The organism is Streptomyces sp. SAI-135, from assembly GCF_029893805.1.
In the GTDB taxonomy this organism is placed as follows: domain Bacteria; phylum Actinomycetota; class Actinomycetes; order Streptomycetales; family Streptomycetaceae; genus Streptomyces.
In genome coordinates this window covers 7848238-7870693 of the sequence record NZ_JARXYP010000002.1, presented here as the reverse complement: position 1 = coordinate 7870693, position 22456 = coordinate 7848238, and the positions used below count along the sequence as shown (strand labels likewise).

Here is a 22456-nt window from a genome sequence, read left to right as displayed (position 1 = left end):
GGGTTCAACCCCCCAGGTTGAGCGTGAGTTTGGTGGTGGCGAACGCTTCGGCGTATCGCTCATGGCATTCGATGCCGCGGATCCGGGCGAGGCCGAGGAAGGCCTCCCGGTCGTACCAGGGCCGGTGCCGCTGCGAGGCGTAGTGCTCCTGAAGCAGCCGCACCTTCTCCTCGGCGATCTCGGTCGACAGCGGCTGGTAGGCCGACATGCGGCCGAGGTCGCCGTCCCACTTGACGATCTCGTAGCCGAGGACCAGGTGGTCGCGGAAGGCGGTGGGGATCAGCTGGGCCAGGCCGCGGTGGTCCTGGTGGGCGTCGTCGGTGCGCGGGGCCAGGACCAGATCCGGGTCGGTCTGCGCGCGCAGTTCCTCGACGGCGGCCTTGGCCTCGTCCCAGTGCACCGGCATGCGGCCGTCCGGCAGTTTGAGGACGGTCAGCCGCAGGTCGGCGCCCGGGCAGAAGGCGGCGAGCGCGGCCTTTTCCTCCTGCTCGCGTTCGGTACCGCCACCGGAGAGCACCAGCGCGTCGACGCGGACACCCGGCCGCGCGTGACACAGCGTCAGCAGCGTGCCGCCGGCGCCGATGGCGATGTCGTCGCAGTGCGCGCCCACCGCGACGACGCGGTCCAGGCGTTGCCCGGCACCGAGCCCGATCACGCGGTCACCGCCGCGCTGTCCTGCTCCCACACGGCCCACGGGCGCTCGCCCCGGGCGTAGGCGTCGTCGAGCGCGGCGCGCTCCTTGACGGTGTCGGTCGGCTTCCAGAAGCCGCGGTGCTGGTGCGCCACCAGGCGGCCCTGCTTGGCGAGTTGGGCGCAGCCGTCGGCGACGAGGTCGCCGCCCTCCGGAATGTGGTCGAAGACCTCCTGGCGGAGCACGAAGTAGCCGCCGTTCTCCCACAGCGGCATGTCGCTCACCGCGGTGATGCCGCCGACCAGGTTGTCCTCGCCCAACTCCACGCAGTGGAAGGAGGACTGGGGCGGCACGACCATCATCGAGGCGCCGGCGTCCCGCTGGGAGAACTTCTCGATCATCTCGGGCAGCGGGGCGTCGGTGAGGACGTCGGCGTAGTTGGCGAGGAACATCTCGTCGCCGTCCAGGTGGTGCCGCACGCGGCGCAGCCGCTCCCCGATGGGGGACTCGATGCCGGTCTGCGCGAACGTGATCGTCCAGTCGGCTATGTCGGTGGACAGCAGCTCGGTCCTGCCGCCGCGCAGCACGAAGTCGTTGGACGTCGTCTCCTCGTAGTTGAGGAAGAAGTCCTTGATGTGGTGGGCGCCGTAGCCGAGGCACAGGATGAACTCCTTGTGCCCGAAGTGCGCGTAGTAGCGCATGACGTGCCAGATCAGGGGTCTGGGGCCGACCATCGCCATCGGCTTGGGCACGTCGTCAGCGGTGCCGTTGCGCATCCGCATCCCGTAACCGCCGCAGAACAGAACGACCTTCATGCTGTGACCTTTCGGGACGCGACCTCGACGACGCTCAGTTCCGGGATGGGGAAGACCAGTCGGCCGCCCCACTCGTGCACGTAGGACAGCTGCTCGGTGAGTTCGGCCCGCAGGTTCCACGGGAGGACGAGCACGTAGTCCGGCTTGTCGGCGGCGATCTGCTCGGGCGGCAGGATCGGGATGCGGGTGCCCGGGGTGAACCGGCCGTGCTTGTAGGGGTTGCGGTCGACCGTGTACGCGAGCAGGTCGGGGCGGATGCCGCAGTGGTTGAGCAGGGTGTTGCCCTTGCCGGGGGCGCCGTAGCCGACGACCGTCTCGCCGCGTTCGGCCGCCTCGATGAGGAACTTGAGGAGGTCGCGGCGCACCTTGGCCACCCGGGCGGAGAACTCGGTGTAGCCGGACAGCTCCTGGAGCCCGGCGGCCTTCTCGCGGGCCAGTACGTCGGCCACCCGCTCGCTCGGCTCGCCGGCCACCTCGGCGGGGCGGGCCCACAGCCGGATGGAGCCGCCGTGCGTGGGCAGCAACTCCACGTCCACGAGGGCGAGTCCGCCGCTGGCGAGGGCCCGGATCGCGGAGGCGACCGTGTAGTACTGGAAGTGCTCGTGGTAGATCGTGTCGTACTGGTTCTCCTCGATCAGGGTCAGCAGGTGCTGCACCTCGATGGAGACCCAGCCGTCGTCGGCGACCAGGGCACGCAGCCCCTGGGTGAAGCCGATGACGTCGGGGATGTGCGCGTACACGTTGTTGGCCACGACGAGGTTGGCCGGGCCGTGCTCGGCGCGGACGGCCGCGCCGGTCTGAGGGCTCAGGAACTCGGTGAGCGTGGGCACGCCCTTGTCCCGTGCCGCCGCGCCGACGTTCACCGACGGCTCGATGCCCAGGCAGCGGATCCCCCGGTCCACCACGTGCTTCAGCAGGTATCCGTCGTTGCTCGCGACCTCGACCACGAAGGCGTCGGAGCCATCGGCCCCGAGTCCCGCACGCTCGACGGCGTCCGCGACGAACGTCCGCGCGTGCTCCACCCAGGAGGTCGAGAACGACGAGAAGTACGCGTACTCCTTGAAGGTCTCCTCCGGTGTGATCAGCGGCGGGATCTGCGCGAGCCAGCAGTCGGTGCACACCTGGAGGTGCAGCGGGTACGCGGGCTCCGGCTGGTCGAGTTGGTCCGCGGCGAGAAAGCTCTCACACGGTGGCGTCGCTCCGAGGTCGACGACGCTCGCCATCGCTTCCGAGCCGCACAGTCGGCATCGTGTCATCTGTTGTTCCCATCCCCCCAGCTCGCGCGGGTGTCCCCGTCGCGAGTCAGTGCTGACCGACCCGCGATCGCGGTGCGGTACTCGTCAACCAGACGGTCGAGGCCGACCGCCGGGCTGAAACCTTGTTCGTAATGGCGCCGGGCCGCCTCGCCCATCTCCCGGTTGCGGGCCGGTTCGGCCGCGATCCGGCGAAGGCAGGACGCGAGCGAGGCGGAGTCGCCCGGCCGGTGCAGCAGCCCGGTCACCCCGTCCTCGACAAGTTCGACGAAGGCGCCGTGGCCGGCGGCGACGACCGGGACCCCGGCCGCCATGGCCTCCACGACCACCAGGCCGAACGCCTCCAGCCACGTCGAGGGGGCCACCACGGCGACCGACCGGGCGATGGCCTTCTGGCACTCCGCCGTGTCGTACAGGCCGACGTAGCGCACGTCGTCCCGGCCCGCCGCCCAGGCGGTGACCTCCGCCTCCAGTGGTCCGGTGCCGGCGATCACGAGCGGTACTCCCACACCGCCGCTCGCCGCGATCTCCTCCCACGCGGCCATGAGCAGCCGTACGCCCTTGGCCTCCGCGAGCCGGCCGAGATAGAGCACATGCTCGCCGGCGTCCGTGCGGCGGGCGTCCGGATCCGGCACGAAGTTGTGCTTCACCGCCAGCCGCTCGGCTGGCATCCCGGCCTTCACCAGGACGTCGCGCTGCGCCGCGGAGATGCAGAGGAAGCGCTCCACGCCGGACCACCAGCGCCGCCGGTTGGCCGACAGGCTGACCGCGAGCGGGACGGTCGCGAGGCGGGAGCCCCGGTAGCAGCCGTGCCGGACGGCGGGCAGCGGCGTCGACCCGACGCACTCGGTGCACGGCCGGCCGTCCCGCTGGAGGGTGCCGGGCGGGCAGACCTGGGTGTAGTTGTGCAGCGTCGCCACTGCGGGCACGCCGGCGTCGGCGCAGGCGGCGAGCACCGCGGGCGACAGCAGCGGGAAGACGTTGTGGACGTGGACGACGTCCGGCCGCTCGGTGCGCAGCCGGGCGGCGAGTTCGGTGCGGACCGCCGGGTTCCACGGCACCCGCAGGGGCACCGCGACCTTGGCGAGGAGGGACATGGAGCCGATGTCGTCGCTGCGCCGCTCGAACGTCTCGACCCGGTGGCCGCCCTCGCGCAGCAGCTGCACCTCCTGGTCGACGACCTTGTTCTCGCCGCTCGGCTGCGCCGAGGCGTAGCGGTTGTGCACCACGAGGATGCGCATGCTCACCTCACCTCCGATCTCTGGGCCCAGCGCGGGACGCGTTGGCGGGGGACGGCGGGCGCCGACAGCGCGGTTGGCTTGGCAGGTGACGCCAGCAGCGAGACGGCCACGGCCAGGTGCAGCAGATACGGCGAGGCGTCGCCGAGGCCGGCCTCGGTGTACGACGCGATCGCGCAGTAGCTGATCAGGAAGATCGCGCAGGCCCGCTGGAGCGACGGTGGCCGCAGCAGCGCCACGCCGCCCAGCACGACGATGAACGCCGCCACGAGGCAGACGCCGATCAGACCCTGCTCGTTGTAGACGGCCAGCCAGCTGTTGTCGATGGGCAGCCCGCCGAACGACTTGTCGCCCAGACCCACGCCGAACCACTTCTCCCCGGTCGTCCGGGGCGCGGCCAGCAGGGCGTCCCAGACCTTGGCGCGACCGGTGAGGCTGGAGAAGTTGTCCTTGCTCTGGCCGCGCAGGAACCACGCCTGGAGCGCGCCGGCGAACCCCACCGCTGCCACCGTGGCGATCGCCACCGCCCAGGTGAAGAAGCGGCGGGCCGCGGCGCTGGTCAGCAGGAGCGAGCCGATCGCCAGCACCAGCCCGATGAGCAGGCCGAGCGTGGCCGTGCGGGTGTGGGTCAGCGCGAGCAGCACGAGGGAGGGCACGATGACGACCACCGCGCTGGTCCTGTCGGTCCGGCGCCCCAGGAGGAGCAGCACGGTGAGCCCGATGATCACCGCGGCGTACTGGCCGATCTGCGGCGGGGTGAGCGGCCACAGCGCGCCGACCAGCCGCCCGCCGTAGAGGTCGGGCAGGGCCGCGCCCGGTGAGACGGCAAGGCCCAGGGCCACCGACCCGAGCACCGCGAAGTACATCCGGATGTGGTGCCGTACGAACGTCAGGCTGCCGTCCCACCAGCGGCTGAGCAGCCACAGCGTGCCGACGAAGAGCGTCAGCCGGAAGCAGCGGAACAGCGCGCCGAACCCGGACTCCAGGTGAGCGCTGGAGATCACGCTGGTCACCAGCAGCAGGGTGAGCAGGAACACGTACGCACTGGGCCGGATCCGCAGCCGGGCGTTGACCGCGAGCGCCAGCGCGAACGCGGCGACGAGCGAGCCCATGGTGACCATCTGGATGAGGGAACGGGGCAGCGGGACGATGGTCTTCGCCCCGGCGGAACCGAGCGTGTTGAGGACCAGCAGCCCCCAGACCACCCCGACGATCCTCGGTGTGCGCTCCGCCTCCATCTCAACCACCCGCCTTCGGGTCGAGGGCGAGGGTGCTGCCCGTGTCCTGCCGGTACGGCGTGCCCTGCCACTGCGCGAAGTCGAGCACGCGGGCCGGGTCGTGGGCGACGAACTTCCAGGGTCCGACGTAGACGTTGTCGCGCCAGCGGTTGTGCTGCTCGGTGGTGATCGCGTCGGCCACTGCCTCGCCCTTGTACGGCGACCAGTCCGGATAGGTGCCGTAGTTGGACAGCACCGCCATCCGGTCGCACTTCGTCGTGCACTCGACGACGGAGGTGTCGAGCACGAAGCGGTTGGCGTGGACGTCCACCCGCTGGGTCTTCCACCGGCAGTCGGAGTAGAGCGGCGCCTTGGAGATCGCCGGCTTCGCGCAGCTACCGGTCTTCCTCACCAGCAACGTGCAGTCACCGGAGGAGGTGTTGGCCGGGCTGTTGCAGAACCGGTCGGCGTTCTCCCACAGGGTGATCCCGGACCAGTTGTCCTCCAGCAGGTTCCGGTAGATCTCGATCTTGCCGGTGCGGGCCTTGATCCGCGGCTCCCCGCCCGACTCGGACAGGTAGATCGTCGCGAACGGGAAGGTGTCGCCCTTGTCGGCCGCCTTGCGGCCCTCGACCCAGTTGTTCCGCCGGATCGTGTTGCTGCGGATGATCGCGTTGTAGCTGATCTCGTAGATGAGTGCGGCACCGTCGTTGGCCTCGATCACGTTGTTCTCGATGAGGAAGTCGTTGTTGTTGGTGTCCGCCCACAACCCGGTCCCCCGGTTGTCGTGCACCCAGTTCCCGCTCACGTCGGCGCCGTCGACGGCCCAGAACTTGATGCCGCCGGTGCAGCCGCAGCCCGGCTTGCGCCGCTCCCAGTCGCCGGTGTTGTTGCCGACGATCTCGTTGCCCTCGACCACCAGGCCGGTGAGGCGGCCTTTGCCCTTGTACGCGTTCATGCCGTACTGGCCGTTGTTGCGCAGGCAGTTGCCGCGGACCTGCTGGCGGGCACCGGCCATCAGGCCGGCACCGGAGTTGTCCTGGATCGTCGAGTCCTCGACGATCCACCCGTCGGCGGAGTCGTGGTTGACCACGCCCTCGTCGGACGGCGCCACGAACCCCTGCACGGTCAGATAGCGGATGGTGACGTCGGGGGCGTTGCCGCTGAACGCGTACTGGTTCTTCTTCCCGCCGTCGAGCACCGCGCCCGGCGCGCCGAGGTAGCGGTCCCCCTTCTTGGGGACGACCTGGGCGTAGCGGTCCGGGTCGAGCCGGTGCCTGCCCGGCCGGAGCCAGAACGTGGTGTTCGGGGGGTTGCTCCTGGTCTTGGCCGCCAGGTCGCCGACCTTCGCGGGGTCGACCGTCACCGCACCCGCCGGTGCCTTCGCCGGTCCGGCCGCGGGGTGGGCGCACACCCGGGCCAGGGACTCGGACCGGGCCCCGGACGTGGTCGGCACGGCGGTCGGTTTCGCGTCGGCTGCCGGCGTGCCTCCGTCACAGCCGGTCGCCGCCAGCAGGGCCAGCGCGAGCGGTGCCACCGCCCACGCCCAGGGCCGCCTCTTGATCCCCACGTGCCGCCCCCTAGCTGCCGAACCTGAGCACGGTGGTGAAACCCTCCGTGCCGTCGGTGGAGCCGGTGCCGATCAGGGTGGTGGCGGGTTCCTTGCGCCCGAATCCGGCGGAGTACCAGCCCAGCGGCGGCTCGGTCTCGCCGCGGTGCGCCTGCCAGGACAGGTGCGCGGGCAGGTCGAGCACGGCGGAGCGGTCCTCGCCGTCGCGCGTCCAGGTGAGTTGGGCCCGGTTCCCGACCAGGTCGGCGGTGATCGCCGGGCCGAGGTGGAACGCCAGGCGTGCCTGGCGGCACGGGCCGCGCACCTCGTCCACGATCATCAACTCATGCTTCTCGGCGGTCAGTTCCACCTTCCGTCGGTGCACAGTGCCCTGGTAGCCGTCGTGTTCGGCGCTCCAGCGGGCCGCCTCCGCCGTCAGGACCCGGCTCTGGGCATGCCGGGTCCACAGGAACGGTCCGCCGGAGACGGACTGGTCGGCGCCGTCCAGCTGGAGGGTGTTGTGCCCGAGGGTCGAGCGGAAGTACTGCCGCCACTCGGGCTGCCCGTGGTAGCAGTACGTCCCCGGGTCGGCGAGCACGTCGACGCCGTCGTGTCGGACCTCCACGGACAGGGCGTCCGCGTGGGCGTGCGCGGCGATGGACAGGAAGCCGTGCGGCCCGCCGTCGCAGCGGCACCAGATCTCCTCCGGGCCGCGCAGGATCGTCATGCCCGCGTCGGCGAAGTGGGCGGGTCGGCTCGCGGGGCGGGACACGGCCGGTCCGGTTCCGTTTTTCGCGTACGGCTTGACGAGCGCGGCAAGCAGCGGGGTGCGCACGTCGGTGGCGGTCACCTCGGGCCACCAGTCGAGCCGGCCGAACACGGCGTCCCCGGTGGTCAGCAGCGAGGCCCAGCGGTCGGTGCCCGTGCCGTCCACGATCAGACCGTGTCCGTCGTCCGCGTCGCCCTGACGCGGCGGTCGCAGCCGGTTGTCCACGACGGCCGCGAGCGCGTCGGTCATGCGCAGCAGTACCAGCCGGACGGTCGCGGGGACCGGCACTCCGGCTGCGTCGGCCTCGGCCAGCGCGGCCAGGCCGAGCTCCAGGACAAGGCCGTGGTACTCGGTGGCCAGCTCGCGGTTGAGGCCGGAGCCGTAGGTGTTGGCGCGCAGCTGCCGGTCCAGCGAGCGCAACGCGCCGGCCCGCCAGCGTGCCGACTCGGGGAACCAGTCGAACGCGCAGGCCGCGGCCAACTGCCCGGCGTCCTCGGCGATGACGTGGTTGTTCGCCGAGGAACCCCGGCTGGGGAAGGCGGCCAGCCAGCGCTGGTGGTGCCAGATCTGGTTGCGGGCCACCGGGTTGTTCTCGAACAGGTCGGCCGCGCCCGGCCAGCCGTCGAGCAGCCGGCGGACCCACACCCAGGACAGCAGCCGGATGCCCAGCTCGATGCCGCTGAGCCAATGGACGCCGCGCAGCGGGGGGTTGGCCTCCCACCACGACCGCAGGTGCTCCGCGACGCGCTCGGCGTACCGCTCGTTCCCGGTGATCGCGTAGGCGGCCGCGAGCTGGGTGAGGTACTGGTGCCGGGACGGCTCCCAGATCTGCTTGATGTCCCCGACCGCGTCCTCGCTGCGGTACGGCACGTCGAAGGCGTACCCCGAGGGGGCCCGGCGCCCGGTCTTGGGGTCGAACCACCAGTCCGGGTCGGCCAGGTCGTCGCGGACCACGCCGAAGAACTCGGCGTGCCCGTCCATCAGCCGGTCCGCCTCGGCGACGAGACGCTTCGCGGCGTCGGCGGGTACGGCGGTGATCGTCCCGGCGGGCAGGACGGCGGTGAACCGGGCGCCGGTCACGTTCGGGCAGTCGGGCGGCGCCGACCGCCAGCGCCGTCTGCGCACGGTGTCGGCCACCCGGCCCGCGACCTCCTGCGGCCCCATCCGGGACAGCCGCCGGAGGTACCAGCCCACGCTCATGGTCACTTGGACCTCGCCAACGTCACCGGCACACCACCGGCCAGGCCGGTCTGCACGGCGAGGGTGGCCGCCGTGGTGGCGACCAGCGACTCCAGCGGCACCGGCATCGGCCCGCCGGTGCGAACCGCCTTGACGAACGCCGCCAGTTCGGCGTTCTGGCCCTTGTCCCGCGCCTTGGGCAGCCGCGAACTGACCCACTTCCTACGGCCGTACACCGAGGCCCGCACGAAGTCGTCGAGCCGCAGCGCGCGGCCGTCGGCGACCAGGTCTAGCGTCTCCTTGGGGAAGCCGGACGGGCCGGTGGTGACGTAGCTGATGGTGGCGGTGGAGCCGTCCGGGTAGCGCAGCACGACCTGGAGGTCCTCGTTGCCGGACGTGGCGGTCGCGTACACCGAGACCGGGTCGGCGTCGAGCAGCCAGCTCGCCGTGTCGATGAAGTGCCCGCCCTCGCCCACGAACCGCGAGCCCTCGGAGCCCTGCTGGAGATACCAGCTGCCGTGGTCGAGACGGCCCGCGTTGACCAGGTAGCGCAGGTGCGCCGGACCGCTCCGGGCGCCGAAGTGGTTCCTGGCCTCCTGGAGCAGGGGCGCGAAGCGGCGGTTGAAGCCCACCTGGAGCCGGTCGTTGCCGGACTCCTCCACCGCCGCGAGCACGCCGGACAGCTCGTCCTCGGTGAGGGCCAGGGGCTTCTCCACGAAGACGGTCTTGCCGGCGAGGAGGGCCTGCCGGGTGAGTTCGGCGTGCGAGCTGTGCCGCGTCACCACGAACACCGCGTCGACGGACTTGTCGCCGAGCACGGCGTCGAGGTCGGTGGTCGCCTTGGCGAAGCCGAACTTCCGCTGCGCGTTGGCCCCGGACAGCGACGTCGTGGTGACGACGGTCGACAGCTCGACGCCCTCGCGCTGCGCGAGGTGCGGCAGGAGCATGGAGGTCGCGTAGTTGCCGGCGCCGACGAACGCCAGCTTCACCGGCGTCCTGGCGGCACGGGCCGGACCGGCCTTCACCGCCACCGCGGGCACGGTGACCTCCGGGGCCGTCGCCTCCGCCGCCTCCTGCGCCTGTTCCGGGTACCGGAACAGCGCGGTGACGGCCTTCAACTCGCCGTCCTTCAGGCGCTGGTAGGTCTCGACGGCGTCGTCGAAGTCGGCGACGTGGGAGATCAGGGGCTCCACGTCGACCTTGCCGCGGGCGGCGAGGTCGAGGAAGCAGGCCAGGTTGCGGCGCTCGGTCCAGCGGACGTAGCCGATCGGGTAGTCGCGGCCCTCCAGTTCGTACGACGGGTCGTAGCGACCGGGGCCGTAGCTGCGGGAGAAGCGGACGTCGAGTTCCTTCTCGTAGTACGCGTTCCACGGCAGGTCGAGGCGGCACTTGCCGATGTCGACGACCCGGCCGCGGTCCCGGGCCAGCTTGGCGGCCAGTTCGACGGGCTGGTTGCTGCCGCCGCCGGCGGCCAGGTACACCTGGTCCACGCCGTGTCCGTCGGTGAGTTCGGCGACGGCGTTCTCCACGGCGGTGGAGGCGGGGTCGCCGCAGGCCGCGGCGCCCAGGCGCTCGGCCAGCTCGCAGCGCGAGGGGTCGGGGTCGGCGCCGACGACGCGGACTCCGGCGGCGGCCAGGAGCTGCACCACCAGCTGGCCGATCAGCCCGAGGCCGATGACCAGGGCCACCTCGCCGAGCTGCGGCTCACCCTGGCGGACACCCTGCAGGGCGATCGAGCCGACGGTGCCGAAGGCCGCGTGCTGCGGCGCGAGGCCGTCGGGCACCGGGACGTAAAGGTTCTTCGGCACCCAGTTGAGCTCGGCGTGCAGCGCGTGCTCGTTGCCGGCGCAGGCCACCAGGTCGCCGACCTTCACGTCGTCGGTCCCGGCACCGACCTGCTCGACCACCCCGCACAGCGAGTAGCCCAGCGGCGTGTAGGAGTCCAGCTTGCCCATCACCTTGCGGTACGTGGCGGGCACCCCGTTGGTGGCCACGCTCTGCATGACCTTGGCCACCTGGTCGGGGCGGGAACGGGCCTTGCCCAGCATCGACATGCCGGCCTCGGACACCTTCATGAGCTCGGTGCCGGTGGAGATCAGCGAATAGGCGGTGCGGACCAGCACACCGCCCGGCTTGCACCCGGGCACCGGCACGTCGAGCACCGCCAGCTCGCCGCTCTTGTAGTTCTGTACGACCTGTTTCACCGAAGTCCCCTGATTCCTAAGCCGTTTGCCGAGTGCTCTGGCCGGACCGGGAGGTCGCGTCGCGGTACCAGTACTCGAGGGTCAGCACATGCCACAGATGCTTGGAGAAGTCCTGCTGTCCGGCGGCGTCCACGGCGACCATCCGGTTCAGCGCGTCCCGGCGCAGGAAGCCGGAACGCACGAGCTCGCCGTCGTTGACCACCTCGCGCACCAGCGGTGCCAGGTCCCGGCTCATCCAGGCCCGCAGCGGGGCGCTGAACAGGCCCTTGGGCCGGTACACGATCTCCCGGGGCAGGATCGAGGTGGCCGCCTCCTTGAGCACGGCCTTGCCCTGCCGTTTGACGATCTTGCGGTTGCCGGGCACGGCGAACGCCGCCCTGACCACCTCGACGTCCACGTACGGCACGCGTACCTCGGTCGAGGCGGCCATGCTGGAGCGGTCCGTGTAGGTGAGGTTCAGGCCCGGCAGGAACATCCGGGCGTCGCCCAGGCACATGCGGTTGACGAAGTCGTCGAGCTCGTTGTCCTGGTAGATGTCCGCGTGTTCGGTCAGGACGTCGTCGACCGTCCCGGCCAGGTCCGGATCGACCAGGGCGAGCAGCTCGTCCTGGTCGTACATGGTGTAGCTGCGCCGGAACGCGGTCTCCTCCGGCAGATCGGCGAAGGAGAGGAACCGTTTCGCGAAGCGCACGGACCTCAGTCCCCGGCGGGACGTGGCGACCGGCAGCCGGTCCACGACGGCGGACACCCCGCGCCGCAGCGGCCCCGGCACGCGCTGGTAGCGCAGTGCGATCAGGTTGGCCAGGTGCTTGCGGTACCCGGCGAACAGCTCGTCGGCGCCCATCCCCGAGAGCATCACCTTGACCCCGGCCTCCCGGGCCGCCTGGCAGATCAGGAAGGTGTTGATGGCGGCGGGGTCGCCGATCGGCTCGTCGAGGGAGTACGTCATCTGCGGCAGCAGGTCGAGCACGTTCGGGGCGATCTCGATCTCGTGGAGGTCGACGCCGAACTGCTGGGCCACCTGCCGGGCGTAGCGCAGGTCGTCGGGCATGGCCTCGAACCGGGCGTCCTCGGCGCGGAACCCGATGGTGTAGGCGGAGATCCCCGGCTGGTGGCGGGCCGCGAGGGCGGTCAGCCAGCTGGAGTCGAGGCCGCCGGACAGGAAGGTGGCCACGGGGACGTCGGCGAGCAGGTGCTTGCGGGTCGACTCCTCGACGACGGCGGCCAGGTCCGGCAGTTCACCGGACCGGGCCCGCTCCTGGCCCTCGGCGGCGACGTCCTTCAGGTTCCAGAACCGGCCGCGCTCCACCCGGCCGTCGGGCCGGCACCGCAGCCAGCTCCCCGGCGGCAGCTTCTCCGCCTCGCGGAAGGCGCACCGGGTGTCCGGCACCCAGTAGTAGAGCAGCGAGGCCACCAGCGCCGCGTGGTCCACCTCCAGCGACCCGCCGGTCGCGGCGGCGAGCGCCTTGAGCTCGGAGGCGAACGCCAGACCCTCGCCGCGCCGGATCAGGAACAGCGGCTTGATGCCCAACTGGTCGCGCACCAGCACCAGTTCGCCGGTGCGCTCGTCGAAGACGCCGAACGCGAACATGCCGCGCAGCCGGGGCAGGCAGTCCGTACCCCAGCGCCGCCAGGCCTCAAGCAGCACCTCGGTGTCGGAGGTGCCGCGGAAGCGCACCCCGGCGGCCTCCAGCTCGGCGCGCAGCTCGGGCGCGTTGTACAACTCGCCGTTGTACGTCAGGACGAGGCCGTCCTTGGCCATCGGCTGGGCGCCGGTCTCGGACAGGTCGACGATGGACAGCCTGCGGTGCCCGAGCTGGACCTCGCCGTCACCGACGGGGTGGCCGTAGCGGCCCGCCCCGTCGGGGCCGCGGTGGGCGAGGGTCTCGGTGAGCCGGTCGGTCACGATCTTGCCGTCCGGCCATCGGTAGGTCCCTGCGATGCCACACATGTCCTACCGCACCTCCTGGTCGCTGTCCGGGACGCGTGCGGCCCACATCGGCTGTCGTTCCGTCTTCACCTGGCCGTTCCCGTTCTGCCGGGCCGTCCGCTCGCTGTGCCCCCGCAGCGCGACGTGCAGCCCGTCCCACAGGGTGCCGTCGGTACGGTCCCGCGGATCGGGGTCGATCAGCACCACGCCGACCACCGTGATGCGCTGGTCCGCGAGTTGCCGCGCCACGGTGTGCAGCCAGGCGGCGCTGCCGTGTCCGGCCCGCACGACGAGCACGGTCTGGGTACCGAGGTACCGGAGGTCGGTCCACGCGGTGCCGGGTGCCACCGAGCCGACGCCGAGCAGGCGCCCGCCGTCCGGAACCGTGGTGGCCTGCCGTCCGCTGACCACGGTGGGGTCCCCCGGCTTCGGGCGGCGGCGGGAGAGCTCCGAGTTCGGCAGCCCGTCGACGACGGCCACGGGCCCGTCGGCCTCCAGTGCCCGGGCGACGTCCAGGGCGATCTCGCTCGTGCTGCGCGCACAGCCCAGTTCCAGCAGCGACAGCGGCTGCGCGCAGTCGCGCGCGGTGCGGGCCAGGGAGACGGTGAGCCGTTCGCGTGCCAGCCGGGTCCGCCGGCGCTGCCACGGTCTGCCCGACCGGCGGGGCAGCTCGGAGACGACCGAGGCACCCAGGTTCGCGGCGATGTCCCGGCGCAGTACGGGGCGGTCCGCGACCACCACGCCGACCGCGGCAAGGGCGAGCCCGAGGAAGAGCCCGAGGACCAGTCCGATCCCGGCGTCGGTGGCGGCGGCCTTGGGCAGGGAGTGCCGTACCGGGCTCGGGGCGTCCACGATCTGCGTGCCGGCGACGACCGCGGGCGTGCCGGTGCGGGCGTCGGCGGCGCGCGCGTCGAAGTCGGAGATCCGCGAGTTGAGTTCGGCCCGGCGGGCGTAGAGCGACTCGAGGCTCGCCGCCCCCGTCGTGTCGCCGGCCTCGGCCCGTTCGTTGATCTGCTTGTTGACCGAGGCGAGTTCGTCGCGCGTACGGTCGCGCTGGTCGAGCAGGGCCTTGGCCTCGGCCTGCGCGGTCGCCTTCATCCGCTGCACGTGGTCCGCGACGAAGGCGTCGGCGAGCGCCTTGGCACGGGCCACCGCCTGCGCGTCGTCGTCGCCGGTCACCTCGATCTGCAACAGGTTGTTGGTCAGGCCGGTGCCCTGGTAGTCCTTCATGAAGTCCGCCGGTTTCTCCGGGGACTTGAGGGACTTCAGGGCGGCGTCGGCGATGCGCGTGGTGTGCAGCAGCGCGACGTCGGTGCGGATCAGCGTTCCGGTGTCGTTCGGCTGGTCCTCCGCGTGGGCGACCAGCACCTTGGTCGTCGCGCTCGGCGGCGGCGGCATCAGGACCGCCACGGCCGCGCCGGCCGAGAAGCCCAGGACCGCCATGGCGCACCACAGGCGGCGGCGCCTGCGCACTGCCACCACCAGCGCCTGGAGGTCCAGGAGCGGCGTGGCGGCCGACTCCGGTGACGTCGTGTTCGTCGTCACGCCCGACCTCCCGTCGCACGGCCGGGAACCGCGAACGTCAGCGTGGCGTCGTCCGGCAGGTCGGCGGCAGAGCGCGTGGGGCGGGCCTGGACGGGGCCCGCGACGACGACGCCGACGACGTCGTGCCGGCCGTCCGCGCACGCCTCGGCGATGCCGGCGAGCTCCTCCGCGGTCCGGCTGTTCGCGCTGAGGACCACCACGGCACCGTTCTCCGTCCCTCGGTCCGGCACGATCGGCCGGTCCACCGACACTTCCACCACCCGCAGCTGCGGGTCGTTCTTGGCCTCGGCGAGGAGCTGCCCCGCGGCCCGGCGGGCGATCTCGTCGCCGTCCGGTACGACGACCAGCAGCCGCCGGGGGGCCGGCAGCTGCTCCCGGAGCCGGGCGCACACCCGCCGGTAGCGGAGCCGTCCGGCGGCCTCGTCGACGGACTTCTGCGGGGCCGGTTCGTCCCACCGGGTGTCGGTGCCGAGGAGCCGGCGGATCCGGGCTCCCCGGACCCCGCTCTCCGTCCCGTGCACGGGCCATTCACCGGGCACGTCCACGGCGCCGAGCAGCGTCGAGCCCAGGGCCGCGGCGATCTCGGGTTCGGTGCGCAGCCGACGGTTCATCCGTGCGGCGACGAGATGGCCGACGACCGCGAGCAGGAAGAACACCAGCGCCCCGCCGACGACGAGGTGGATCCTCGTCGGCGGCGCCTCGCCGGTGGGCCGGGGGGCCGGCCCCATGACGACCATGCCGGATCTGCTGGTCGACGGGTCGGCCTCTTCCAGCTTCTTCATGGCCGCCTCCAGCGAGGTGCGCAGGTTCTCGAGTGCCGTGCGGGACTGCACGCTCTCCACGGTCTGTCCCGGGTCGGCCGCCTCGGCGAGCTCGGAGATGCGCCGATTGGTCTCCGCCACCTGCTTGCGCAGCGCCTCGGTCTGTGCGGCCACCGAGGCGTCGGCGCCGCTGCCCGCGACCTGCGCGGCGAACTGCACGAACTGCTGGGCCACGCCGTCGGCGAGATGCTGCGCGCGCTCCGGGGTGTCGGCCGTGCCCGAGATCGTGATGATGTTCCCGTCGGCGGCCGTGGCGCTCACGTCGTCCCGCAGCTCGGAGCGGCTGACGTCGGACCAGTGCAGGGCGTCGGCCGCACGGTCGACCACGGTCAGGCTGGTGGCGATGTCGACCTGGGTGAGCAGCTCGCGCTCCTCCCACACCCCCGGCAGCAGGACCGATGCCGATGCGGTGTATCTCGGCGGGAACACCAGCACCGAGGTGCCGTAACCGAACAGTGCGCCCACCACGGCGAGGACGGCCAGGAGCCGCCACCGCCGCCGGAGTATCCGCCCGATCGTGACAAGGCGGATGGTGTCTTCGTTCAACTGCGCTGCCTCTTCTTCCTCGTGCGCACCGGACCGCTCGCCGGCACCGCGTCGCGGTTCCGGCAGGCGGCGGCATAGGCGGCGAGCAGCGACGCCTGGGAGTTGCGCCAGGAAAGCTGCCCGCCGATCCGCTCCTGGCCGATCTTGCCCATCCGGGCCCGCCTGTCCGGGTCGTCCAGCAGCACCGTGATGAGCTCGGCGAACCGGGTCTCGTCGTTGGCGGGCGCGTAGACGGCGGCGTCACCGGCGGAGACGCGCGCCTCCTTCAGGTCGAAGGAGACGATCGGCCGGCCCATCGCCATGTACTCCAGGACCTTGTTCATGGTCGACACGTCGTTGAGCGGATTGCGCGGGTCGGGAGAGAGGCACACGTCCGCGGTGGACAGGTAGCGCAGCAGGTCGGCGTCGGGGATGCGTCCGGTGAACTGCACCTGCTCGGTGAGCCCGAGCTCCCGGGACAGCTCCACCATCGCGTCGAAGGCGTCGCCGGAGCCGACGAACACCGCGTGCCAGTCGGTCCGCCCGAACTCGTCGCGCAGCTTGGCGAGGGCGCGCAGGGCGTAGTCGACGCCGTCCTGCGGGCCCATGACGCCCAGATAGCACAGCAGATGGGGCTTGCCGCGCTTCAACTCAGGCTCGGGCGGCACCGGTTGGAACCGCTCGATCTGGGGTGCGCTGCGCACCACGAAGACGTCCTCGGGCCGCTTGCCGCCGCGGCTCACAGCGACGTCCTTGTAGCTCTCGTTCGTCGCGAGCACGATGTCCGCGGCCCGGTAGGTCCGCCGCTCCACGGCGCACACGGCGCGGTAGAGCAGGTCCTTGCCGCGGTCGAAGCGGGAGAGGTACAGCTCGGGCACCAGGTCGTGCTGGTCGAAGACGAACCGCGCGCCGAGCCGCCTGAGCCTGCGGGCCGCGAGGAACAGCAGGTCGGGCGGGTTGCAGGCGTGGACCACGTGGACCGGGCCGACCTTGCGGGCGAGCCGGGCCGTGTGCCAGAGCGCCGAGCCGTACTCCTGGAGATATCCGGCCGGTCCTCCGGTGGCGGCGCGCAGCGGGTAGCGGTGGATCCGCACCCCGTCGATCACCGCCTCCGGCTCCGTGTCCCGCTTCTCGCCGCGGGGGCAGATGACGTGCACCTCCCAGCCCGCGTCGCGCAGCGTCGTGCACTCCTGCCACACCCGCCGGTCGAACGGCACCGACAGGTTCTCCACCAGGATCAGCGCGCGCCGGCCCGAGCCGTCGCCGCTGACTTCGTTACCAAGCAAGGCCCACGTATCCCGGTTCGGTCCGGCGCGTCTCGGCGTCGGGAAGGCGGATGAGGTCGACGATCACCGGGCCGCCGCCATGAGGCAGGGCCGCGAGGACGGCCGGGTCTTTGGTCCCGACCAGGCACACCTCGGCATGGTCGAGCACCTCCTCGACGGAGTCCGCGAGCAGCTGCGCGAGGTGCGGCAGCCGGGTCTCGATGTACTCGCGGTTCGCGCCGATCAGCCGGGACAGGCTCACGTTGGCGTCGTGGATCCGCAGGTCGTACCCCTTGCCGTGGAGCCGCTCCGCCAGCTCGACGAGCGGGCTCTCGCGGAGGTCGTCGGTGCCGGGCTTGAAGGAGAGCCCGAACAGGCCCACCTTCCGCTTGCCGGTGCGCTCGACCAGGTCCACCGCACGCTGGAGGTGGTCGGAGTTGGAGGCCAGCACATGGGAGAGGATGGGCACCGAGACGTCGGCCCGCTGCGCCGCGTGGACCAGGCTGCGCAGGTCCTTGGGCAGGCAGGAGCCGCCGAAGGCGAAGCCGGGCCGCAGGTAGGCGGGGCTGATGTTCAGCTTGCGGTCGGCCAGGAAGACGTCCATCACCTGGTGCGAGTCCACCCCGAGCGCCTGGCACACCGCGCCCAGTTCGTTCGCGAAGCCGATCTTGAGGCCGTGGAACGCGTTGTCCGCGTACTTGATCGCCTCGGCCGTCGGGACCGGCACCCGGAACACCTCGCCGGGCAGGCCCTCGTACAGCGCCGCCACCACGTCACCGCTGGCCGCGTCCAGCTCACCGATGACCGTCTTGGGCGGGTCGAAGAAGTCCCGCACGCTGGTGCCCTCGCGCAGGAACTCCGGGTTGACCGCGACCCCGACGTCCACTCCGGCGGTGCCGCCGATGTTCTTCTCCAGGATCGGCACCAGGAGGTTCAGGCAGGTGCCGGGGAGCATGGTGCTGCGGAACACCACGGTGTGCCGGCTCCCCTGTTCGGCCCCCTCGCCCAGAGCGGCGCCGATCTCCTCCGTGACCCGCTCCAAGTAGGTGGTGCACAGGCTGCCGTTGGGCTCCGAGGGGGTGCCCACGCAGATCAGCGACACCTCGCTGCCCATGATCGCCTCACGGACGTCGGTGGTGGCGCGCAGCGCCCCGGTCGCCACGACCTCCGCGGTCAGCTCGCCGATCCGCTCCTCGACCACCGGGGCCTTGCCGTCGTTGACCAGGTCGACCTTCACCTGGTTGACGTCCACGCCGATGACCTCGTGCCCCATGCCGGCCAGGCACGCGGCCGACACGCAGCCCACGTAGCCGAGCCCGAACACGCTGATTCTCATGACCCGTTCCTCCCCCCAGCCAGGCCCTTGCGGCCTGCGGTCTGCCCGCCGTCCCGACGGCGCCCCCCGCACATCAGTAGGCCCCCTGGCCGTAGATCACCGCGCGCAGCGTCTTCCACAAGATCACCGCGTCCAGGGCCAGCGACCAGTCCTCCACGTACCGCAGGTCGAGGCGGACGGCCTCCTCCCACGGCAGGTCGCTGCGTCCGCTGATCTGCCACAGGCCGGTGAGGCCGGGCTTGACCAGCAGTCGCCGCCGGATGTCCGGGCCGTACGCGGCGGACTCCTCCGGCAGCGGAGGGCGCGGACCGACGAGCGACATCGATCCGGTGAGTACGTTGAAGAGCTGCGGGAGTTCGTCGAGCGAGTACCGGCGCAGCACGGTTCCGATGCGGGTCACCCGGGGATCCCGGCGCATCTTGAACAGCAGCCCCGCGCCCTCGTTGCGGTCGGCCAGCTCGGCACGGGCCAGGTCGGCCCCCACGACCATGGTGCGGAACTTGAGGATGGTGAACTCGCGGCCGTCCTTGCCGACCCTGCGCTGGCGGTAGAAGGCCCCGCCCCGGCTGTCCGCCACCACGAGCAGTCCGACGCAGAGCATCAGCGGCGCGAACAGGACCAGCAGGATCGCCGAGCCCAACCGGTCGGCGACCGCCTTGATGGCCCGGCGGCCTCCGGTGAACGTCGGCATGCTGACCCGCAGCAGCGGGATCCCGAGCACGGCGTCGACGTGCAGCCGCGGCCCTGCCACCTCCATGAGCACCGGGGCCACGACCATCTCGGCCTCGCTGCCCTCAAGGTTCCAGGCCAGCCGCTGGAGCCGGTCCGGTGTCCAGTACGGGTCCGGTGTGATGGCGACGACGCGATAGCCGTCGTTGTCCACGTACTTGGCGACGTCCGTCAGCTGGCCGACGACCGGCACTCCGTCCAGTTCGTCACCGTCGAGCCCGCGGCCTTCCGTGGTGCACACCCCGTCCACCCGCCATCCGAGGTGCGGGAACTTCCGGGTGCGGCTGATCAGGTCGCTGACGGTGGCCGGGCTCCCGGCGGCGAGCACCGGTCTCAGACACCGGCCCTCCTTGCGCTGCTTGTGCAGCCCGAGGCGGAGCACATAGCGCGCGGTCATGGTGACCAGCGCGATGGCGGGGATCGCGACGAAGATCCAGAGCTTGATGTTGCGTGAGGTGAGGGCGATCCCGCCGAGCGCGAGCACGACGGTCGCCGCGAAGAGTGAACGTCCGAGCCTGCGGAATTCCTCGGCACCCTGGCCGAGCACGGCCGGTGCCCATGCCCGGCCCACCGCGAGCGCTCCCAGCACCAGCAGTTCGGTGCCGAACGCGAGAATCGTCCATTTCTCGTGCCAGTTGGCCGCGTCCCGGGCCCCGAAGAACTCGCCGATCCCCGCCACCACGAAGGCGGTGGTCACGGTGTCGCTGGTGATCACGGTACGGCGGTACCGCTGCTCCCAGTCGTTCGCCGGCTGGCCCATCGCCCCGTCCGCCAGACGCTCGTGCGCCGACGGAAGGGGCCTGACTATTCCCCCCTCCCGCACAGAACCCCCCCGGTCCCCAGTGGTACGACGTGGATGCCAGACATCGTTCCTCCCCCCAGGAGGCCCCCGCCTCCCGCCACGTTCCTCGCAGGACCCCCCGCCCTGCGCCGTGCTGTTCCTCTCCCGGGAGACACGGCCCGCGCATGACATGCCTACGTCAACACTGCGCAGGCAACTCACCTCGAAAGCAGCGGACTTGCCCCTTCCGCCGGTCTCGCAGTTGCGCGGGAACCCACTGAACCTCGGATGCTCCCCGCACCCGAAGCCCCCCTCGGGTTCCAGAACCGATCACCCCCGAGCCTGACGCCGAGACGTTTCTGCTCAGTGTCCGCAGCATCGGACCCATAGATCACTATTTGTCGCCCCGTGTCCCACCATGGGCAGCAAGGTCAATCTAGACCATCGGGACCCGTCTGCAAGGGGGGATGTGTGGAATATGTGCTTACGATTTGGAGATAGGGGTAATGCAGCCACCATCACAGTGGGTGTTTCGGCCATGGGGGCGACCCTCGCGACCTGCGACGACGGAAGTTCCGGGAGGCGGGACGACATCCCGCGGGGCGGGCGCCGGGCGGCACAGCCGACCAGGACGCCGATGTCCGCAGGCCGGGATCGCCGGCTCCATCGGACGGGATCGGCCGGCTCCGCCGGACGGCTCGCCCAACTCGCCTCAGCAGGGGGCCTCGTGGGCGGCCGCCTGCCTCGGCGTGCGGAACGGGGTGACCGGCCCGTACCGTCTTACGGTCCGCACGCCACCCCCGCGCGGGACGCCCCGCTCACCGCGTTCGGTGCAGCTCGGCCTCCACCGGGTCGTCCTCGAGGAACCCGCCCGACTGGTGGTGCCACAGCTTCGCGTACGGCCCGTCCAGGGCGAGCAGTTCCTGGTGGCTGCCCTGCTCCACGATCCGCCCCCGGTCGAGGACGACCAGCTGGTCCATGCCGGCGACCGTGCTCAGCCGGTGGGCCACCACGAGCGCCGTCCGTCCCTCCATGAGCCGCCACAGCGCTTCCTGGACCAGGATCTCGCTCTCCGAGTCCAGCGCGCTGGTCGCCTCGTCGAGCAGCAGGATCGGGGCGTCGCGCAGGATCGCCCGGGCGAGCGCGACGCGCTGGCGCTGTCCGCCGGACAGTTTGACGCCGCGCTCCCCCACCAGGGTGTCGAACCCCTCCGGCAGCGCGTCGGCGAACTCCGTGACGTGGGCCGCCTCGGCGGCACGGCGGATCTCGGCGTCGGTGGCGTCGGGCCGGGCGAAGGCGATGTTGTCCCGCAGGGTCCGGTGGAACATCGCCGGGTCCTGCGGCACGTAGGCCATGAGACTGCGCAGGTCGCTCTGGCGCAGTCTGCTGATGTCCTGTCCGCCGACGAGGATCCGGCCGCCGTCGATGTCCTGCATCCGCAGCAGCAGTCGGGTGAGCGTGGTCTTGCCGCCGCCGGAGCGGCCGACGAGTCCCACCTTGGTCCCGCCGGGCACGACCAGGTCGAGCCCCTCGAAGAGCCGCTCGGCGCCCGCGTGGGCGAAGCTCACCCGCTCGAAGCGGACGTCCGCGGCGCCGGGCAGCAGCGGCTCGGGCGACGGCGGGTCGAGCACGGTCGGCGGGGTCAGCAGCAGTTCGGTGAACTGCGCGGCCTCCGTCATCGAGCTCTCCAGGCGACGGTAGATCTGGTTGAACTCGAACATGATCCGGGTCGCGTTGGAGTAGTAGGTGAAGGCCACCACGACCGCCTCGACGTTGTGCCCGCCCCCGCCGAGGGCGACCGCGAGCAACAGGCCGAGCGCGTTGGTCACTACGGACATCGGCGCGACGAAGGTGTCGATGCGCAGGTTGCCGTAGTCCCAGGACCTGAGCATCAGCCGGCGCGAGACCGCGACCCGGGAGCGGTGCTCGGCGGCCTCCCGGGCCTCGGCGCCGAACGCCCGGACGGTGTCCATGTTCATCAGGCTGTCGGCGACGTGCCCGGACACCCGGGCGACAGCCGCCTCGCGCTCGGCCACCAGCATCTGCCGGCGCCGGATGAGGGGTGCCGCGCACAGCGCCGTCAGCGTGATCATCGTCAACAGCCCGACGACGAGCAGCGGTTCGTAGCGCCACAGCACCACCGAGCCGAACAGCAGCGGGACGAGGCTGCCCACGATCTGGAACGCCAGGGTGTCGACGAACGGCTCGAAGCGGGTGGCGAAGCTCAGAACGCGCTTGGTGAGCGACCCGGCGAAGTTGTCATGGAAGAACGAGGCGTCCTTGGCGAAGAGTTCGTCCATCCCGATCACGTATAGGTGCTCGATGCCGAGGGCGTCGAGACGGTTCAGACAGTGCAGGGCGACCCGCCACAGCGCTTCCGCGAGCAGCAGGACGCCGGCGAAACCCAGGACGTACGGCAGCGCCGAGCCGACGGTCGTGCCGCCGCCGTCGGCGATGGTGCCGGCGAGCTTCGCGACGATCAGCGGCGCGATGTAGTTGATGCCGATGCTGCCCAGCGCCGACAGCAGCATGGCGGGCAGCGTCAGCCACCGAAGACGGGCCAACTCCCTTCCGTAGTAGCGAAGTGCGAGAAGCACCGCCCCCTTGGGCGGTGCGGTCTTCTGTGCCTCAGGCGTCTGCATCCTCACCCTGTGTGTTCGAAGGATTGC

The 22456-nt window shown here is 71.5% G+C and carries 15 protein-coding genes; all 15 read right to left on the bottom strand.

What is annotated here, in order from left to right; translation table 11 throughout:
* Positions 1-4: 4 nt before the first annotated feature.
* The gene (locus tag M2163_RS39980; protein ID WP_280848018.1) at positions 5-655 is read right to left on the bottom strand and encodes a PIG-L deacetylase family protein; all 651 of its coding nucleotides are present in this window, start codon (positions 653-655) and stop codon (positions 5-7) included.
* Positions 652-1446, bottom strand: coding sequence for a glucose-1-phosphate cytidylyltransferase (locus M2163_RS39975; protein WP_280848019.1), 795 nt, complete (start codon positions 1444-1446; stop codon positions 652-654). Before M2163_RS39975 ends, M2163_RS39980 begins: the two co-directional genes overlap by 4 nt.
* The gene (locus M2163_RS39970) at positions 1443-2702 is read right to left on the bottom strand and encodes a class I SAM-dependent methyltransferase (RefSeq protein WP_280896447.1); all 1260 of its coding nucleotides are present in this window, start codon (positions 2700-2702) and stop codon (positions 1443-1445) included. The genes M2163_RS39975 and M2163_RS39970 overlap by 4 nt, the downstream gene beginning before the upstream one ends.
* Entirely contained in the window at positions 2699-3940 is a 1242-nt protein-coding gene (locus M2163_RS39965) for a glycosyltransferase (protein ID WP_280896446.1), read from the bottom strand. The genes M2163_RS39970 and M2163_RS39965 overlap by 4 nt, the downstream gene beginning before the upstream one ends.
* 2 nt (positions 3941-3942) lie before the next feature.
* On the bottom strand, positions 3943-5175 hold the full coding sequence (locus tag M2163_RS39960; RefSeq protein ID WP_280897389.1) for an O-antigen ligase domain-containing protein: 1233 nt from the start codon (positions 5173-5175) through the stop codon (positions 3943-3945).
* A gap of 1 nt (position 5176) precedes the next feature.
* Positions 5177-6724, bottom strand: a complete 1548-nt coding sequence (locus M2163_RS39955) for a right-handed parallel beta-helix repeat-containing protein (RefSeq protein ID WP_280848023.1) — start codon at positions 6722-6724, stop codon at positions 5177-5179.
* 10 nt (positions 6725-6734) lie between these two features.
* Entirely contained in the window at positions 6735-8678 is a 1944-nt protein-coding gene (locus M2163_RS39950) for an alginate lyase family protein (protein WP_280848024.1), read from the bottom strand.
* Complete coding sequence (locus M2163_RS39945) at positions 8675-10855, bottom strand: bi-domain-containing oxidoreductase (RefSeq protein WP_280896445.1); 2181 nt, start codon at positions 10853-10855, stop codon at positions 8675-8677. Before M2163_RS39945 ends, M2163_RS39950 begins: the two co-directional genes overlap by 4 nt.
* 16 nt (positions 10856-10871) lie before the next feature.
* On the bottom strand, positions 10872-12806 hold the full coding sequence (gene asnB, locus M2163_RS39940; RefSeq protein ID WP_280896444.1) for an asparagine synthase (glutamine-hydrolyzing): 1935 nt from the start codon (positions 12804-12806) through the stop codon (positions 10872-10874).
* 3 nt (positions 12807-12809) lie between these two features.
* Positions 12810-14330, bottom strand: a complete 1521-nt coding sequence (locus tag M2163_RS39935) for a Wzz/FepE/Etk N-terminal domain-containing protein (RefSeq protein ID WP_280896443.1) — start codon at positions 14328-14330, stop codon at positions 12810-12812.
* On the bottom strand, positions 14327-15697 hold the full coding sequence (locus M2163_RS39930; RefSeq protein WP_280896442.1) for a Wzz/FepE/Etk N-terminal domain-containing protein: 1371 nt from the start codon (positions 15695-15697) through the stop codon (positions 14327-14329). The genes M2163_RS39935 and M2163_RS39930 overlap by 4 nt, the downstream gene beginning before the upstream one ends.
* Positions 15694-16962, bottom strand: a complete 1269-nt coding sequence (locus M2163_RS39925; RefSeq protein WP_280896441.1) for a glycosyltransferase family 4 protein — start codon at positions 16960-16962, stop codon at positions 15694-15696. Before M2163_RS39925 ends, M2163_RS39930 begins: the two co-directional genes overlap by 4 nt.
* Positions 16952-18277: a nucleotide sugar dehydrogenase gene (locus M2163_RS39920; protein ID WP_280896440.1), complete on the bottom strand. Its 1326-nt coding sequence runs from the start codon at positions 18275-18277 to the stop codon at positions 16952-16954. The genes M2163_RS39925 and M2163_RS39920 overlap by 11 nt, the downstream gene beginning before the upstream one ends.
* Positions 18278-18350: 73 nt before the next feature.
* Entirely contained in the window at positions 18351-19829 is a 1479-nt protein-coding gene (locus M2163_RS39915; protein ID WP_280848031.1) for a sugar transferase, read from the bottom strand.
* 776 nt (positions 19830-20605) lie between these two features.
* Entirely contained in the window at positions 20606-22429 is a 1824-nt protein-coding gene (locus M2163_RS39910; protein ID WP_280896439.1) for an ABC transporter ATP-binding protein, read from the bottom strand.
* Positions 22430-22456: the final 27 nt, after the last annotated feature.